Raw genomic sequence first — 18,006 nt, 5'->3', positions numbered from 1 at the left:
AGAGGGGCCGTGCGCGCTGGCGGCGTGCGCGAGGTGATTTCGGAACAAGCCTTAAATTATAGTCATCGGTGGGGAAGTTCAATCGTTTCCCGGGGCAGGGAACAGGCTCTACCGTCCGCGGACTTTTTCCAGCTGATCGAGCAACGTGAGTAGGCGGGCCAGATCAGGCTCTTGTCGCAGGGTCGGGCTCCAGGAACGAATCGCGGTGCGGACGGCGGCGGCGTTGTTGCGGCCTTGCGTGGGGAGCAGATTTTCGCGGCGAAGTGCTTCGCGCGAACCCCGTAGTTGTTCGGCCAACTCAGCCGCCACGGCGGCCGATTGCAGGCTGGCCGGCGTTTCGACAAATGAAGCCGCGATGCGACTGCGCTCGATCGGCAGTTTTCGTTCGTGCTTGGTGCCGGACAGCGGATCTTTCCAGCTGAGCGTGACCTGGCCGATTTCGCTGGCCGGGCTGTTTTTGAACCAGACTTCCAGCAGTGCGCTCGAGGCTTCTTCGGGGAGCAACTGAGCATCGACCGCGGCCGGCGTGACGGCGGCCAGCAGGTTCGGCTCGTGGCCGAGCAAGCGATAAGCGGCAACCGCATCTTTGTTGAACTGAATCTTGATCTTGGCATCGGCGGCAACGGCAGGATTGTGACCAGCGAGTCTCTCGACGAGCGCGGCAAACAGTTGTTGCCGTGAGCCGATCGCGCGGCAGCTGCCGCCGAGCTCGATGGCAAAACCTTCGAGCAGCGGATCGGGATTCGACCGGCCCGAGACATCGAACACATCCAAGCGCACGCCTTCGTCGCTGATGTGGTGCAGCACTTCACTGATCTTGTGCGTGACATCGGCGGGCATGGCAGCCCGGCTATCGGTGATCAACACCAGCCGCGTGCGATAATCGCCGTTCGGTTCGCCGGCAGGTTGCGATAGCGCGACCGAAGCTGCCGTTTGCAAACCAGCGGCCAGGTTGGTGCCGCCATGCGGGATGAGCTCGGCCAGCTGGCGGCGGAGCTCGGCCTCTTGATTCACACGCAGATGCTCGACGCGGCAGACGACGTTTTCGTCGAAGGCGACGAGCGATAGTGCGTCCTTTGCCGACAGCTGACGATGGGCCTGCAGCACGGCACTGCGAACCATTTCCATGCGCCCGCCACGGGCCATGCTCGCCGAAATATCGATGGCGATGACCAGATGCGTCGGCTGCTTCTTGGCCGATTGACGGAGCTTGCCGGCCTGCACACCCAGCTGCAGCAGGAATGCATCGCTCGTTCCAAACGGCGAAGGGCTTCCCTGCACGTGCAGCGCGAGTTGCCCACGCGGTGCGGCAGGAAAACGCGATTCGAGACCGGCCAGGAAATGTTCGACACGGACTTCATCACGGTTCGGCAACTTGCCCAGCGCGAGAGCGGCTACGGCAGCATCGAACGAGACGGTTGACGTAGTGAGGGGGACTTCAAGCTGCTGCAACTTCGCATTGGCGTCGGGCGCGATCGGCGGATTGATGCTTTCGCGAAGCCAGAAGCGGCGGTCGTAACCACGGACCAGCGGCAATTCCAAACCAGAGCGCGGCTGTTGCAGCACGCGGACGAGCTCGGGCAATTCATCTTCGGAATATTGCGGGGCACCGAGCAAACCCCAGCGCATCAGCACGACGTCGTCCATCGGCTGCATGCCGTGCGCGATGAGCGATTGAAACTGCGCGATCGGTCCCGTCGGAGCGGCCGGCGCTCGCAGCGATTCGTCCCAACCCTCGAGCAACTCGGGCTCGGTGGAAGCGGGGAACTCAAATGACGCGAACTTCCGCGGCGAAATCAAATCGGGCTCGCCCACAGCTGGCTCGGCGGGGGGGAGCGTGGGAAGCACGGTTAGACGCGAGAAAAAGTGAGGACGATACAGCGAGGACAGGTAACCCGACGATGAAGTGAGGAGCGCCGCCGACACGGCAACAAACAAGCAGGCCGCCGTGGTCAACAGCGAGAACTGCCGGAGCCGTGAACGCTTTTCCAAGCGAGTGGCCAGGCGTGTGACCAGCCGCGATCGGCTGCGAAGCGTGACCGGCTCGGGCACATCGCGCAGCTCATCGGCGATGCCCTCGTCCTCAGGGATCGACTGCAACTGCAGGCTCAAGTGCTCGGGCATGGCGACGCCGCAGAGCAACTGATCGAGCTCGTCGTCGCTGGGATTCGTGATTCCTTTGAGACGCGCAGCCAACGACGCCGGCGCCGCGACATCGCGGAGCAGTGCATCAAGCCGATCGTCAGGAAGGTCACTCATTGCAGTGAATTACGGAAATCTTGCTAGGTTGAATCGCGTTTGGTTGATTCGTTTAACTTGTATTGGTCTCAAACTGCCGCAGCGTTTCATCTGGGTTCTCGCCGCCGCGTTGTTTCGCGGCAGCGAAAGGAAAGCTAGGCCCTGGTGGCAAGCAACACTTCCCTCAGCCGCCTGCGTGCTCGACTGACCCGCGACAACACCGTGCCGAGGGGAATATCGAGGAGGTCGGCAACTTCCTGATGCGTCAATTCGCCCACAACGACCAACAGCAGCGTTTCTTTCAGTTCCTGGGGGAGCTGCGAGAGCGCAAACTGCATTTCGTCGGTGTAATCGCCAGCCAGCGGGTCAGCGGCGGGGACGCCAACATCCAAGGGTTGGTCGCCTGCCATGGTGGGAGGGGGTGCTTTTCGCCGCCAGCGATCGACAATCCGCCGGCGCATAATCGACGCTAGCCACGCGCGGTCCCCGACCCCTTCGCGGTAAGCCTCGCGGCTTTTCCACGCTGAGCGGAAGGTCTCCTGAACCATATCCTCGGCTTCATGGCGGTCGCCCATCATGCGATAGGCGATGCGATAAAGAGAGGAGCTGTGTTCATCGACCAGCGCGTTGAACTGCGCAATCGATAAGGCCAACGTCCAATCTCCGGTTCGAACCTGCGTACTCGCAGCTACGAAGCTGGAGCCGACCCAATCAGGTTTGGCCCCTGTTGCTGCCGGCTAAGATGAGATTCGGGGGTACCGGTTTATCTTATTCCCGCTAGCTAGGGATAATCCAGATTTTCCGGCCGCTGAAAATCTCGTCGAAACCGAGAATTTCGTTGCAAAAACCCCCTGTTATGGCTACCCAGTCCACGCCAACGGCAGCCAAGGGGTTTTACATCGGCTTTTTGCACTCTGCCGAACAATATCCGCCGCCAGCGTAGGCCAGGGCCAGCCAGCCAATGATCATCTGCACTCCGCCGAACGGAACGATGGCCCCCAGCACCCGCTTTTCCGTCAGTACGAGCGTATATAGAAAGCCAGAAAAGACGAGGGTTCCTAGAATGAAAAACCAGCAGGCAATGTTCAACGAACGGCTCGGTCGTGACTGAGCCAGCAGGCCACAGCCGACGACCGCCAGCGCGTGGTACATCAGATATCGACTGGCCACTTCCCAATCGCCCAGGCGTTTTTGCACGAGCGATTCATCGCGCCCTTGGCTCTTCAGATAATCGGGCATGCCATGGGCCCCAAACGCACCCAAAGTCACACTCAGCGCACCCAACAACGCACCAACCATCAGCATTTTCTTCGATGACATCAACCAACCTTTACTGCTAACTAATTCTGCCTTCTGCGTTCTAACTTCCGCCTTCGCTCACGCCATCACTTCCATCACCGGCTTGCCGCCGATGAAGAGCGGCCGATTGTTGCGGTCGCGGATTTCACTGTTGGGATCGATCCCCAAGATGTGATAAATCGTCGCGGCCAGGTCTTCCGGCTTCACGGGGTGTTCGTCGGGGAACTGCGCTTTGTCGTCGCTCTTGCCGTAGATGAATCCTTTCTTTACGCCAGCGCCGGCCAGCAAAATGCTGTAGCAATTGGGCCAGTGATCGCGACTGGCGTTGGCATTGATCTTCGGCGTGCGGCCGAACTCACCCATCCACACGACCAGCGTGTCGTCGAGCAAGCCGCGCTGTTCCAAATCGTCCATCAACGTCGGCAACGTTTTTTCCGTGATCGGAAAATGATAGTCCTTCACGATCGGATACATCCGTGTCCCGTCGAAACCGTGCGTATCCCAGCCACCTTCGGTCGTGCTGCGGCCGCCGATGCTGTTTGAGAAATAAACCGTCACGAACTTCGTGCCCGCTTCGACGAGTCGCCGCGCGAGCAAACAGCCCTGACCATACGTGGTGCGACCGTAGCGATCGCGGGTTTCGGCGGGCTCGGCAGAGAGATCGAAGGCCTGGCGAACCTTGTCGCTGGTGAGCATCTGAATCGCGCGGTCGTAGTATTCATCAAAGCCGCGGACCTCGGCTGACTGCTCGAGCAACTTCGCCTGCTGATCGACGAGCTTCTGCATCTCGCGCCGGCGATGCAAACGATCGAGCGACAAGCCTTCGGGCAAACTCAGCTCCGGCAATTTGAAATTGGCTGAGTTCGGATCATCGGTGAAGAGGAGCGGATCGTAAGCCTTGCCGAGAAAGCTCGCATGCTGGCCGGGAGTGATCGAGCCATCGCGAATGACGTGCGGATAGGCGACAAACGTAGGCATTTCGCTGCGGCCCGGCGCGAGCCGGTCGACGACGCTGCCGTAGGCGGGATACAGATCGAGTGAATCGCGCAGCCGTTGGTCGTCGCTCGGCGGTTCATGCCCGGAGAGAGCATAGTAGCCGGCCGAATTGTGATTCTTCATCGTATGGGTGACGGTGCGAATGATCGAGAACTGATTCATCCGCTTGGCGAGCTCCGGCAGTTGCTCGCAAGTTTCCATTCCCACCAAACTGGTCTGTATGCCCGACAACGGCCCGCGATATTCCTCCGGCGCGTTCGGCTTGCGGTCGAACATGTCGATGTGGCTCGGCCCGCCCCACTGAAACAAGAAGATTACCGATTTGGCTCGCGCTTTGATCGGCACCGCTTTTTCCGCCCGCAACAAACCAGGCATATTCAGCCCGAGCAAACCAGCGCCGCCGACGCGCAGCAACTGGCGACGAGAAACGTGAATCGACATGGGTGGGGATCTCCTGCACGGCGGGAAAGCGGAAGCTTTCACTATATCCTGTAGCGCGCCAGCAGGCGATTCGGTCAGTTGCAGATCTCCGGGAGGGCGAGGCTCCCGCCGAGCCGCGACGGCCGAATGCAGTCGCCCGCAGCCATTGAATGTCCACCTCAGCGGCTCAGCGGTAGCCTCGCCCTCCCTAAGCGGGATTTTTATTGACGCTGAAGAGCAAATTGTTATGTTGGTCCAGATATTGTTATAAGCCCATCTGGAATTAATGTATGCCTTCTTTTGAAGACTTGTTGGCTGCCAAGAAAACTTTAAGCGGAACATTGCTGCGCGCCGGACTGCAAGGTGGCGTGATGGGCATGATGAAATCTTTCAGCACGACTGAAGCCGTCACGAGTGCGAGCCATAACGTGCATTCCATCGGCATCGGCCGGAAGTGGGTCGACGGCAAACCAACCGAGACCCTGTGTGTGCGGATCTTTGTGGTGCAAAAGCTGCCGCTCTCGATGCTGGCTCCGTTTCAGCTGTTGCGGAAATCGATCGAGGGGATCGAAACCGATGTGGTCGAAGCGCCACCGGCCTTTGCATCGGCCAAAAAGAGGAAGGCCAGCTCGCCCAAGGCTGACAAAAAAGCCACCAAGAAATCGGCGCCACCCAGGAAACCGCCGCCGCCGATCGCCTTCGATGCCGACGCCAGCGATCCGTCGGGTGGCTCACCCAACGGCCGCGGTTTGCATCGCAATCCACTCGTGGCGGGCGTCAGCGCGGGACACTTCAAAGCCACAGGCACCCTCGGCTACTTCTGCCGCTCCTTAAAGGTGGGCGAAGGGAGCGATGTCTTTGTTCTCAGCAACAACCATGTCTTTGCCAATGCCAACGACAGTCAAAAGGACGACGATCTCGTACAACCGGGAATCATCGACGGCGGCAGTCTCGGTAGTAGTCACTTTGCCGAACTGCATCGTTCCGTACCATTAAAGATGGGAGGAACCAGTCTTAATTTTGTCGACGCCGCCATTGGCAAGCTGTTGACAGGCATCGCTTTTGAGCCCGAGATTCTTACCATCGGTAAGGTTCACGGCGCCGCGCTGGCCGACACCGGCATGCGAGTTTGCAAACATGGCCGCACCAGCGGCTACACCGAGGGTGTGATCACCGACCTGGCCATCGATGCACTCGTCGGCATGGATCACAACGACCCTAGTATCGTGGCCAAGTTTGAGGATCAGATCCGCATCGTGCCAGCCACGCCGTTTACTTCGTTTGCCGAACCAGGCGACAGTGGTTCGTTGATCTTGAAGCACTCAAACAAGGCCGCGGTCGGTTTGCACTTTGCCGGGGCCAATGATGGCTCCTACGGCCTGGCGAATCACATGAGCCATGTGCTCAAAGAGCTCGATATCGCCCTGCTATAATGCGCCGCAGGGAGCACGGTCATGGCCGAACAACCTGCGCACTCGCAGCCATCGCTGGATGATGTGAAAGGCGTCATCAGCGACAACTATCTAGGCCGTGGTGGCATCCACGGCGTGGGGCTTAGTCGCGATCCGGCGGCAATCAAGATCTATCTCTGCCGCGACGCGGAAGAAAAATCCCCCTTGCTCGACGAACTGCGGGCCGCAGCGGCGCCGTTCGACGTCATCGTGATTCGTGCCGATCAATCGTTCGCGCACTAGCGATAAATCCGACGCAGCCCTAGCCGCCCGTCATGCGGTTGGTCAACCAATCGCCCAGGCTAGGCCAAAGTTGATTGAGCACGAACAAGATTCGCGCCTTGGCCGGCATCACCAGTTCGGCCTGGCGTCGTTCGCAAGCGCGCAGAATTCGCTGCGCGAGCACGGCTGGATCGATCCCTTTGATCTTTACGCCGCCGCCCGGTTTCTTGGCGCTCTCGGGCAGGTCGCCAGCTTGCGCTGCGTAGCGCTGGCCGGCATCATCACGCAGCAGTGGTCCAGGGCAAACCAGCAGCACATGCAAACCACGCGGACCAAGTTCCAAACGAAGCTGCTGCGAATAAGCAGCGAGGGGAAACTTGCTGGCCGGATAAGCGCCCAGATATTTCGAAGCCCCCTTGGCCGCGAGTGAACCAATCTGCACGACGTGCCCTTTGCTTTCGAGCAGCAGCGGCAGCAGCTCGCGCGTGCAACGAACGGCGGCCAGGAAGTTGATATTCCACAGCTCTTGAAAATCTTCGGGCGTAATGTCTTCGATGCGCCCGCGCGTGCTCTTGCCCGCGCAGTTGACCAGCACATCGAGCTTTTCCCACTGCTCGTGCGTTTCGATCGCCATTCGCTCGACATCGGCTGGCTGAGTGATATCGGCGGCAATCGTCAGCAGATTTTCGCGCGGCACGTTGTCTTGCGAAACAAGCAAATCAGCCGCTTGTGCAAGTCGTTCGCCATCGCGAGCCACCAGCGCGACCTTGCTTCCCGCCAGGGCAAAGGCTCGCGCAATGGCCAGTCCCAGGCCGGACGAAGCGCCAGTGATGAGCACGTGCTGCGTGGATGCAGCGGCAACAGACCAAGGCATGCGGGGAACTTTGATCGAACGTAGAGAACAAGGTGGGTGGTGACAACCGTAGCGATTATACGCTGCTGGCCGCCGAATGTTGCTGAGTTCCCCGCTGATTGCAGCCGTGGTCCCGGGCGTTTTCGACCTAGATTTCAGATGGCAACTGTCCGCTCTCATCGCCATCGCTCTCTACTCATCGCCAGGCCGCTCATGCATCGTGAAACCTCTTGCCGCCGCAACACGCACACGATTTCTCTCCTGCCGGTGCACAACCGCCGGGCCGATGACGCCCTTCGCTGCAAACCGCAGCTCGAAACTCTCGAAGCCCGCAATCTGATGACCGTGGAAAACGGCATCGATTGGGCCGCCATGATGAGCACGAGCGGCGTGTGTACTTGCCCGATCTGCACCGGCCAAGGCTTGAATAGTTTGGCCGCAACCGAAGCGGTGGCCAGCGCCGCGAGTGGTCCCGCCCTCGCCGGCAGTCCGCTCAGTTCACTGCCGCAGCTGAGCAGCAACAGCGGCGCCACGGCTAAGCTCTATCTCGATTTCAATGGCACGACCACGGCCTCGTGGGGGAGTTATACGAACATCGTCACGCCGGTCTACGATCAGGACGGCGACCGGACGACCTTCAGCGCTGGCGAATTGAATTCGATCACGGAAATTTGGAAGCGGGTGAGCGAAGACTACGCGCCGTTCAACATCGACGTGACCACGATCGATCCGGGCAATTCGACGAACGGCGTGACTGCGCGGATCGCGATCGGCGGCAACTACTCCGATTGGTTCGGCCAATCGGCGGGCGGCGTGGCTTATATCGGCGGCTTTTATAACAGCGCGCCGAACATCGGCTTTGTGTTTAATGACGCGCTCGCCAATGGCAATGCGCGCTACGTCGCCGAAGCCGCGTCGCACGAGGCGGGACATCTCTTCGGCCTCGAACATCAAGCGACCTGGGATGGCAACACGCTGGTCGCTGGCTACTCGCGCGGCACCGATGCTTGGGCGCCGATCATGGGCGTCGGCTATTACTCGACGCGAACCACCTGGCACAACGGCGCGACCGACAACGGCCCGACGGCCTATCAGGACGATATGTCGATTCTCGCCAACAGCTCGAACGGCTTTGGTTACAAGACCGATGACTTCGGCAGTTCGCAGGCCACTGCTTCGGCTTTGGCGGCGACGAATGGTAACGTCAACTTCGCGGGCCTGATCAGCACGAACACCGATCAGGATTGGTTCTCCTTCAGCACGGATGGTGGTGCTTTCAATCTGACGGCGAATGTCGCCACGGTCGGAGCCAATCTCGACAGCGTGCTGGAGCTGCGAAATGCCAGCGGCACAGTGATCGTCACGGCGAATCCCACGAACACATTCAATGCGACGATCTCGACGACGCTCGCTTCGGGAACGTACTTCGTCGTCGTGCGCAGCTCGGGCGGTTACGGCGATGTCGGCCAATACACGCTCACCGGCACCGCGCCGATCGGCACGACCAATGGCGGCGGTGGTGGCGGTGAGGACACTTCCGCGCCGGAAATCAATGTGCTGAATGGCACCACGGCGATTCAAACCGGCGGCACGGTCAGCTTCGGCAGCGTCCAAGTTGGCAACTTCATCAACAAGACGCTGACGATCAAAAACACCGGCGACGGCGTGCTCACGCTCTCGCCGCTGACGAATGCCGATCTGCCGCCAGGTTTTTCGATCGTCACGAACTTCGGCACGAACGTGCTGGCCGCCGGCGCCTCGACGACGATCGTGCTGCGCTTCACGCCCACGACTGCAGGCGCGACCAGCGGCATGCTGACGCTGCTGAACGACGATGCCGATGAAGGTTCGTTCGCTATCAACCTGAGCGGCACCGCGACACCGGCGCCTGCGCCGGAAATCACCGTCCTCAACGGCACCGCGAACGTGCTGACTGGCGGCACGATCAATTGGGGCAGCGTGCAGGTCAGCAAGACGCTCAACAAGACGATCACGATTAAGAACACCGGCAATGCGACGCTGACGCTCGTCAAGCCGACCGCGGCCGACATGCCGGCCGGTTTTGCGATCGTCACCAACTTCGCCGTCACTTCGCTGGCTGCCGGTGCTTCGGCGACGATCACGATTCGTTACACGCCGACGGCGGTTGGTGCTGCGGGGGGCGTGCTGAATCTCGTTTCCAACGATGCCGATGAAGGAACGTTTGCGATCAACCTCGCTGGCACCGGCACACCTGGTCCGCAACCCGAAATCAACGTCAACATCGGTTCGACAGCGATTCAAACCGGCGGCACGGTCGACTTTGGCGATGCCCAGCTAACGAAGTTCGTGAACAAGGTGATCACGATCAAGAACACCGGCACCGCGACGCTCACGCTGGTCAAACCGACTGTCGGGCAAATGCCGCCAGGTTTTTCGATCGTCACCAACTTCACCGTCACCTCGCTCGTCGCCGGCGCTTCAGCATCGATCACGCTCCGCTACACGCCGACGGCTCTGGGCTCGATCAGTGGCCTGCTGAATCTTGTTTCGAACGATGCCGATGAAGGAACCTTCGCGATCAACCTGACGGGCAATGGTTTGCCGGGGCCAGCGCCGGAAATCAACGTCAATGTCGGCACGACCGCCATTCAATCGGGCGATGCGATCAACTTCGGCAGCGTTGCCGTCGGCAACACTGCCAATCAAACGATCACGATCAAGAACACCGGCACGGCAGCCCTCACGTTGGTCAAGCCGACCGCTGCACAGCTGCCGGCCGGTTTCACGATTGTGACGAACTTCGCCACCACCTCGCTGGCGGTCGGCGCTTCGGCGACGCTCGTGCTCCGCTTCACGCCGACGGCGATCGGTGCTGCAGGGGGCGTGCTGAATCTTGTTTCGAACGATGCCGATGAAGGAACCTTCGCGCTGAACCTGACCGGCACGGGAACCCCCGCACCGATCATTCGTGCGATCGACAACGGCGCTGCCGGCTTCACGACCACGGGCGGTTGGACTCGCGTCACCAACCAAGGCCGCGAAGCCGACATTCAAACGGCCGTGAAGGGAACCGGCACGACGACGGCAACCTGGACCTTCACCGCGCTGCCCCCGGGGCAGTATCGTGTGAGCGGCAGTTGGACCGCGAGCGTCGTGAATGCCACCAACGCGCCGTTCACGATCTACGACGGCTCGACTTCGCTCGGCACGGTGCTCGCCAATCAGGAAGTGGCTTCGAGTGGCCTGACTTGGAGCGGCACAAACTGGAAGGACCTCGGCACGTTCAACATCACCGGCGACACGATTCGCGTCGTGCTGACCAATGCTGCTAACGACCGCGTCGTCGCCGATGCCATCCGCGTCGAACGGATCGGCGATCTGCCCGACCAAGGGAACGGCGCTGCTGCCGGCAGCGTGTTGAATTTCAGCCTGGTCGATCAAGGCAGCGGTTCGCAGCAACAAACGGTCTCGACGCCCACGGTGAGCTCGCTGAACACCACGCCTTTGTTTGCCTCGCTGACTTCATCGCTCGCACTGCCGAGCGCCTTCACCGCTTCGGTGGACGAGATCTTTGCGTCGAACAACGACGCTCAAGCCGAGCTAGTCCTGTTGAATCAAGCGATCGACTTGCTCCGCACGGTGGAGAGCACGCTTACGAAAGATAGCTCTGACACAACGCACACTGAAGCCACCGACGAACTGCTGGCCGACGGCGAGCTGATCGCGCAAGGCTGGAATCTGCTGTAACGTAGGGTGGGTCGAATGTACTCATGAGGCCCACCAAATCGAACGTCAAACCCGGTGGGCCTCGTGAGTACATTCGACCCACCCTACGGGCTATTGCAGCTTGCCGCGGCCGGCGACGGGAATCGTTTCGACGACCTTCCCCTCGCGGAAGCAGTGAAACTGTTCGTGCAACATGATCGTGAGGTCGCCGTAACCGGGAATGATCTCCAGGCGATCGCCGATGCGGAGTGAGTCGGCTGGGCCGGTCAGTTTCACCTGACCGTGCTCGGCCGAGAGCCGTGTGATCGTCAAATCGGGACGGCCTTTGATCTGGGGCGTGGTGATTTCGATATTGAGGCTCTTGCGCCCGGCATCAATGATCGCGCGCTCGGGCGTGGGACGACTGACGACCGTGGCGAGCACCGTGAGTGCCTCGCGAAAGCCAGGGACCAGGCATTTCTCGCGGTAGAAGACGTCCATAAAGATCACGCCGCCGGCTTGGACCTCGGTGATGCACGGCTGTTGCGTGCAGAGATGTATCGTGCCCGTGCCGCCGCAGCTCACGAGATCGCACTGCAGGCCATGCGAGCCGAGAAGCGTTTGCTGCTCGACGAGCATGGCCAGCGCTTGCTCGACCTGCATCGCCTTGGCTTCTTGATCGGCCACGGCCATCAAGTGCCCTTCGTAACCCATGATGCCGATGAGCTCGAGGCCGGGAAGCTTGTCGACCTGCTGACCGAGCTTCAGCGTCGCCTCGCCCGGTTGCGTGCCGACGCGTGACAGGCCGATGTCGACTTCCAGAATCGTCCGCACCCGCAAACCAGCGGCCTGCATCGCAGCACTGATTGGCTCGGCCTGCTCGAGCGAATCGACGGTCAAAATCGGATCGGCCATCTTTCGCAACTCCACCAGCCGCGCGACCTTCTGCGGCCCGACAATCATGTTGGCAATCAGCAGGTCATGAATCCCCGCCGCCGCAAACATCTCGGCTTCGCTGAGCTTGGCGCACGTCAAACCGATCGCGCCGGCATCGATCAGCCGCTGACCAATGATCGGCGACTTGTGGCACTTCGCATGCGGCCGCCAATCGATGTTCTGCAGCTGACAGAGCGTCACGGCATCGCGCACGTTTTCGTCGAAGGCATCGAGGTCGAGGCAGAGGGCAGGAGTGTCGAGGGCTGAGGCAGCTGGGCTGGTCATGGATGCACGGAATATTGGAGTGCAGATTTCAGATGGCAGATTGCAGATTAGAATACCGGACAATTCAATCTGCAATTTGAAATCTGCCATCTGCAATTCCACCATGCGTCTCACCTGGAAACCTGGCATCCTCAATAGCGCGCTGCACGCGGCGGGCGCGATCGCGCGCGGCCGCACGCTCGTCGATCCAGTACTGCAAGCCGCTCTCGCCGAACCGGCCGAGGCGCTGCAGCAAGAGATTGTTGCCAGCGGAGTTCCTGCGGGAGCGTTTCGGCGAGCGCTGACGGGGTTTGCAACGCAGTTCGATGCGCCGCGACAATTGGTCGAGCGCGCACTGGTGAAAGTGGAGGGCGGCGGGGCAAAGGGTGATTTGAAAGTCGCGAAACTAACTGCCGTGGTCACCGCCGTTGTGCAAGCCTTTCAAAAGTGTGCGCCGAACGCGGCCGATGATTTGCGGCTGCGCGAACGACCGTTGCGCGAACAGTGGGAAGCCCGCGGCAATGGCTTGTTACGGCAGATTGCCCTGCTGACCGACGAGCGGTTGATCGTCAGTGAAGCGACGGTGGTACTCGTTCAACCGGTGCTTGGCGGCGGCGGTGAAGCTCATTTGCAACAAAACGCCGTCTCATTCGAAGCCGTGCTGACCAACGCCGTGCCGCAGTTGCCCGAGGTGGTTCGGCTGGCGTGGTTGCTCGCGCAGTTGCAGTGCGACCTGCCGATGTTTTCCGACCATGTGAATGCACAGCGGTTGCCGCATGTCGCTGCCTTTGCACTGCTGCCGGCGGTGCTGCAAGCGGCAGCGGAAGTTGAGCTCGGGCCGTTTTCGGTGGAGCAAATCGGCCGCGCGATCGAGGCCTGGCAACTGCCGAAGCTGGCCGATCTCGATTTGCCGAACGTTGTTCACGATTGGTGGCAGACGTATCTTGTCGATCGTCCCAGTTGGCCCGTGGCGCTGACGGCGCTCGATCGAATGTTGGGGTGAGGCGCGAGGCGAGAGAAACAAATTTCAGGGGATTTTCGATGCGATATGCATTTAGCAGTTTGGTTGTGAGTTTCATTTTCGCGGCAATGGCATCAGCAGCCGACGGCGAAAAGTTCACGCCGCTCTTCAACGGCAAGGACCTTAGCGGTTGGAAGATCGTCAATGTCGCGCCGGATACGTTTACGGTGAAGGACGGAATCATCGTCAGCACGGGCAAGCCGACCGGCACGATTCGCACCGAGCGAATGTACGAGAATTTTATTCTCGAGCTCGAGTGGCGACACATGGTCGCCGGCGGCAACGCGGGCGTGTTCATTTGGGGCGATCCGCTCACCGCCGTCGGCACGCCATTCAGCCGAGGCATTGAAGTGCAAGTGCTCGACGGCCGCGAGACAGCAAACTACACGAGCCACGGCGATGTCTTCAGCATCTGGGGTGCGACGATGAAACCCGATCGGCCTCATCCGGGAGGTTGGGCCCGCTGCCTGCCGAGTGAAAAACGTTGCAAACCGTCGCCCGAATGGAATCATTATCGCATCGAGTGCAACAACGGCGTGCTGAAACTTAGCGTCAACGGCAAGGAAGTTTCTGGTGGCAGCGAGTGCAGTCCGCGCAAGGGTTACATCTGCCTGGAGTCGGAAGGTTCGGAGTGCCATTTCCGCAATATCAACATTCGCGAATTGCCCACGACCAATCCAGCCAAAGAAGCCATCGCCAACGACGCCGAAGGTTTCACGCCGCTGCTGTTCGATGCTGAGCTGAGCCAGTGGAAGCAAGTCGAAGGGAACGCCGGCCATTGGAAGATGAACGACTGGCAACTGCTGTACGACGGCAAGAGCGAGGCCAAGCAACCGCTCGACAAACATCTGTGGACGAAAAAGGATTACACCGATTTTGTCGTCGTGTGCGATTGGCGATTGCCGAACAAACCGACAAAGAAAGAATGGCCTTTGATCGATCGCTCGACTGGCGGCGATGAGCTCGGTGACGGCGGCAAACCAAAGCTCGTGACTGTCGACGACGTCGGCAACAGCGGCGTGCTGCTCCGCGGTTACGAGCACGCCCAAGCCAACATCTGCTGCCGCCCGGTCGGCAGCGGCGAGATCACGGAATTCCGCACCAACAAAAAATATTCACCGGAAGTTCGCGCCGGCGTGACGCCGAAAAAACGGGCCGACAAGCCCAACGGCCAATGGAATCGCTTCATCATCACGATGCAGGGAGACCGCGTCACCGTCGTCCTCAACGGCGAATTGATCATCGACCGCGCTCAACTCCCCGATGTGCCGGCCAAAGGACCGATCGGCTTGCAACACCACGAAGAAGCGGTGGAGTTTGGCAACATTTTCGTGCGAGAGTTATAGTCGTCGACTCGCTTCTTCCGCCTCGCCATCTGCCACCCTCATCACCAGAGCACCACGATGCGTTACTTCCTCTCCCTCATCGTCTGTCTGTTTTCGATTCAATTGACCAACGCCGCCGAGCCACTTGAGCTGGTGCAAAAGTCGCAGCGGATTCTGTTCCTCGGCGACAGCATCACGGCCTCGGGTGGTTACATCGCGCACTTCGATGCCTGGTTGGTTGCGCAGCGCTGGGACAAAACGCCGACGGTCATCAACTGCGGTCTGCCGAGCGAAACGATTTCGGGCCTGAGCGAAGATGGTCACGCCGGCGGCAAGTTTCCGCGGCCTGATTTGTTCGAGCGACTTGATCGGGTGCTCGCGCTGACGAAACCCGATTTGGTGTTTGCCTGCTATGGCATCAACTGCGGCATTTATCAGCCCTTCGATGAAACTCGCTTCAGCAAGTATCAGGAAGGTTGGAAGAAGCTCAAAGAAAAGGTCGAAATGGCTGGCTGTCAACTGATCATCATCACGCCGCCGTTCTACGACGATTTACGCTCGCCCAAGAAAGACTTCTCTTACAACGAAGTGCTCGATCGCTACAGCGATTGGCTGGTGAAGCAGCGCGACAAAAGTTGGACCGTCATCGATCTGCACTCCGCCATGACGGCTGCCGTGAAGAAGCAACGTGAGACCGATCCGAAGTTCACGCTGCAGCCGGACGGCGTGCATCCGAATGGCGATGGCCATTGGGTGATGGCGCAGCAGTTGATTGCAGCCCTCGGCGACAAGGATGTGCTTGCTGCCAAATCGCCAGCCGATTTCTTCGCCGCGAAAAAACTTCCCGCCGCAGCCGTCCCGCTGATCAATCAGCGGTTGAACTTGCTCCGCGATTCTTACGTCGGCACGGCGGGCCATCTGCGGCCTGGTGTCGCGAAAGGTTTGCCCGTGGAAGAAGCCAGGCAAAAAGCCGACGAACTCACGGCGAAGATCAAGGATCTGCTCGCGCGGGAATAATCGTTTCGCCTGTTACCGAAAAAACGCTGGCGGCCGCAGTTGGATTCTCGACGTATGGTTGAGTTATCTCACTGCGACTGCCGGTAGTTGGGGATAAAACGATCGTGCGCTTTGTAGCGCAGCGTCCCGATTTCCGCGTCGCGTGGCTTTCGCGCGAGGAAATCCATGGCTGTGACGATGACGCACGCACAGTGGCTGAAGCTCACCAACGGCGGCGTAATGTCGATCCGGAGCTCTGAACTGCGGAAGATCGACAAAGCCCTCGAAGCCTACGAGAAGTTCCGCTATCCGCCGAATCTAGAAACACTCCGCTCGGCGATCGTCGGCTGGATGCAAAAGGAAGGCTCGAAGTGGAAGACGAGCGTCCGCAATCGCTTCCACGCGGTCGACGATCTCTACAAACAAGCCTTCGATCTGCCGGGCATTCCCAAGACCGCGGCCGATATGGTGGCCGTGTCGCACCTGCGCGATGAGTCGCGAGCCATCGTCACCGATTTGTTCCGCGGCAAGTCGCTCGAGTGGCGGCCCGGGATTTTGCAGAAGCTGATGAGCACCAAGTTTTCGGTCGCGAAGAACCTGCGCGCGGTCGGCGTGAATGTGAATGATCTGACCGGCGGCGCCGTGGCCCGCGGCGTGGCGAGTATTCCCGGCGCAGTCGGTGGCGCGATGGGTGGCGGCAGCGGCCATGCGAGTTGGTTCGCGCAGAATCTGATTCCGCCAGAGTTCTTCGCCGAAGTGATGCAAGTCATCATGAGCGAGTTGCCGACCTTCATGAAGGATCTTGCCGCTTCGCTCACGCCCTTCGTCGGCGTGATTGCCAGCGGTGGCGGCGCACTCGCGAGCGCCTGCAAAACGGCCCGCGATCAATACCGCATGCACGAAGCCCGCGTGCACAAAGAACGGAGCCTGGCCGTCGATGAGCCGGCTCGCGCGATGGAAGGCTTGTTAAGAATCCTCGAGCGCGAACGGGACGCCAACGGCGCGCGCACTGCCATCGGCACCGCGGAATTCACCGGCAAACTGGCCGGCGTGCTCGCCGACGGTGGCACTGCGACGAACGCCGCCATCGGCCTGGCCGCGAGCGCGGCGAACCTGGCGCTGCTCATTCTGGAAATCGTGCGCGACGTGCAAGAGAAAGCAGCTGCCAACAAACTAATGGCCTCGCCGTTGGGCGTGAACTCGCAGCTCTTCGCCGCCAGTCCGGTAACTGGCGCTTATCTAATCTGCTGCGCGCCGACGAGCGTGCTGGTGAATACCGTGTTCGATCGCTTCTTCCAATCGGGCTGGAAAGGTGACGTCGAGCGGACCGTGCAAAAGCACATCGCGCCGCTGCAAGAGCAGGCGCGCCGCGTGATTCACGAGCACCGTTTTTGGATCAACGGTCTGCAGAATTTCCCCGGCGTGCTCAGCGTCAATAAAAAGAAGCTCGACGAAATGGCCGCCCGCAAAGGGAAGACCAACATGGTCGGTTTTGGCAGCGACAACATGCCGGCCGCGTTGCAGCCGGCGTGATTCATCGCGCCGTTTATTCGCACAGCACCATCAGCGAATATCCGCCGATGGTCCGCTGGGCGAAACCTTGCGGCAGCATGTAGCGGAGCATGTTCATCATCCGCGTGCGGAACAACTTCGCGCACGACAAGCCGACCGGCGTGTAGCACCAATCGATCACGCGGTGGCCTGTGTAGCGCAGCGCTTCGAGCGCTGACGACTGCGAGAAGTGATGAATGTGCCCCAGGCTGTAGCCCCGGCCGTAGTAATCGCGCAGGGCTGACGTGCAGGTGATCTCGAGCGGGAAGTGATACATCTTCAGCTGCCCCTTGTCCCGAATCTGCCGGAGAAAGCCGAAGCAATCTTCGACGTGCTCGATCACATCCATGGTCAGGACCAGGTCGTACGTTTTGGAATCGGCAAAGGCATCGCCCATTTCAAACTTCAGCCGCGGATTGGCGTACTGCTTACTCAACTCATGGGCATGCTCGCTGATTTCGTAGCCAGTAAAACTGCAATCACCGGGCCAGCGCTTCTGTAGCTCGGCCAGGATCGCTCCGGCGCCGCAGCCAATTTCGCAGGTCGTCGACGGCATGATCTTGTTTTTCTTCCGCAACCGATCGACATAAGTGGCTTTGAACGGCGAATCTTCGGTGTGCCACGTCCCTGCTGTCCGCAGCAGATACTCCTCGCTGGTATACAGCTCGTGACCGTGTGTACTGGGGGCAGCGGCCTTGGCAGAAGTGGCGAGGTTGGCGTTTTCTTGAATAGAAGTGGTCGACATGT

14 protein-coding genes are annotated in these 18,006 nt (G+C 60.1%); 7 read left to right on the top strand and 7 right to left on the bottom strand.

The window, feature by feature from the left end:
- Positions 1-108: 108 nt before the first annotated feature.
- The 4 genes from M9Q49_RS28465 to M9Q49_RS28450 form a co-directional block, all read right to left on the bottom strand.
- Positions 109-2,259, bottom strand: coding sequence for a vWA domain-containing protein (locus M9Q49_RS28465; protein WP_254512695.1), 2,151 nt, complete (start codon positions 2,257-2,259; stop codon positions 109-111).
- 134 nt (positions 2,260-2,393) lie between these two features.
- Positions 2,394-2,891: an RNA polymerase sigma factor gene (locus M9Q49_RS28460; protein WP_254512694.1), complete on the bottom strand. Its 498-nt coding sequence runs from the start codon at positions 2,889-2,891 to the stop codon at positions 2,394-2,396.
- 241 nt (positions 2,892-3,132) lie between these two features.
- Entirely contained in the window at positions 3,133-3,558 is a 426-nt protein-coding gene (locus tag M9Q49_RS28455) for a DUF423 domain-containing protein (RefSeq protein WP_254512693.1), read from the bottom strand.
- Positions 3,559-3,615: 57 nt separating this feature from the next.
- Positions 3,616-4,974, bottom strand: coding sequence for a DUF1501 domain-containing protein (locus M9Q49_RS28450; RefSeq protein ID WP_254512692.1), 1,359 nt, complete (start codon positions 4,972-4,974; stop codon positions 3,616-3,618).
- Positions 4,975-5,243: 269 nt separating this feature from the next.
- On the opposite strand from M9Q49_RS28450, the gene M9Q49_RS28445 reads away from it, so the two are divergent.
- Positions 5,244-6,386 carry a S1 family peptidase gene (locus M9Q49_RS28445; RefSeq protein ID WP_254512691.1) on the top strand — a complete coding sequence of 381 codons (1,143 nt, stop codon included), beginning with the start codon at positions 5,244-5,246 and terminating at the stop codon, positions 6,384-6,386.
- 21 nt (positions 6,387-6,407) lie between these two features.
- The gene (locus M9Q49_RS28440) at positions 6,408-6,647 is read left to right on the top strand and encodes a hypothetical protein (RefSeq protein ID WP_254512690.1); all 240 of its coding nucleotides are present in this window, start codon (positions 6,408-6,410) and stop codon (positions 6,645-6,647) included.
- Between the two features lie 19 nt (positions 6,648-6,666).
- Here M9Q49_RS28440 and M9Q49_RS28435 read toward each other — a convergent pair whose 3' ends face one another.
- Complete coding sequence (locus tag M9Q49_RS28435) at positions 6,667-7,500, bottom strand: SDR family NAD(P)-dependent oxidoreductase (protein ID WP_254512689.1); 834 nt, start codon at positions 7,498-7,500, stop codon at positions 6,667-6,669.
- A gap of 192 nt (positions 7,501-7,692) precedes the next feature.
- Between M9Q49_RS28435 and M9Q49_RS28430 the strand changes: the two genes are divergently transcribed.
- A complete protein-coding gene (locus tag M9Q49_RS28430) occupies positions 7,693-11,208 on the top strand; it encodes a choice-of-anchor D domain-containing protein (RefSeq protein WP_254512688.1) in 3,516 nt (1,171 codons plus the stop codon).
- A gap of 90 nt (positions 11,209-11,298) precedes the next feature.
- Here M9Q49_RS28430 and M9Q49_RS28425 read toward each other — a convergent pair whose 3' ends face one another.
- Positions 11,299-12,387 (bottom strand): DSD1 family PLP-dependent enzyme, encoded by a 1,089-nt coding sequence (locus M9Q49_RS28425; protein ID WP_254512687.1) that lies wholly within the window; start codon positions 12,385-12,387, stop codon positions 11,299-11,301.
- A 103-nt stretch (positions 12,388-12,490) separates the two neighbouring features.
- Here M9Q49_RS28425 and M9Q49_RS28420 point away from each other — a divergent pair, with 103 nt between their 5' ends.
- The 4 genes from M9Q49_RS28420 (at position 12,491) to M9Q49_RS28405 (ending at position 17,241) form a co-directional block, all read left to right on the top strand.
- Positions 12,491-13,369: a hypothetical protein gene (locus M9Q49_RS28420; RefSeq protein WP_254512686.1), complete on the top strand. Its 879-nt coding sequence runs from the start codon at positions 12,491-12,493 to the stop codon at positions 13,367-13,369.
- A gap of 38 nt (positions 13,370-13,407) precedes the next feature.
- Positions 13,408-14,733, top strand: a complete 1,326-nt coding sequence (locus tag M9Q49_RS28415; RefSeq protein ID WP_254512685.1) for a 3-keto-disaccharide hydrolase — start codon at positions 13,408-13,410, stop codon at positions 14,731-14,733.
- A 57-nt stretch (positions 14,734-14,790) separates the two neighbouring features.
- Positions 14,791-15,729 carry an SGNH/GDSL hydrolase family protein gene (locus tag M9Q49_RS28410; RefSeq protein WP_254512684.1) on the top strand — a complete coding sequence of 313 codons (939 nt, stop codon included), beginning with the start codon at positions 14,791-14,793 and terminating at the stop codon, positions 15,727-15,729.
- Between the two features lie 165 nt (positions 15,730-15,894).
- Positions 15,895-17,241, top strand: coding sequence for a hypothetical protein (locus M9Q49_RS28405; RefSeq protein WP_254512683.1), 1,347 nt, complete (start codon positions 15,895-15,897; stop codon positions 17,239-17,241).
- Positions 17,242-17,254: 13 nt separating this feature from the next.
- Here the strand turns inward: M9Q49_RS28405 and M9Q49_RS28400 are convergent, their stop codons facing one another.
- Positions 17,255-18,004, bottom strand: a complete 750-nt coding sequence (locus M9Q49_RS28400) for a class I SAM-dependent methyltransferase (RefSeq protein ID WP_254512682.1) — start codon at positions 18,002-18,004, stop codon at positions 17,255-17,257.
- Positions 18,005-18,006: the final 2 nt, after the last annotated feature.

The organism is Anatilimnocola floriformis, from assembly GCF_024256385.1.
Lineage (GTDB): Bacteria > Planctomycetota > Planctomycetia > Pirellulales > Pirellulaceae > Anatilimnocola > Anatilimnocola floriformis.
The sequence above is the reverse complement of the archived record's forward strand: the minus strand, read 5'-3'. Positions and strand labels throughout refer to the sequence as shown.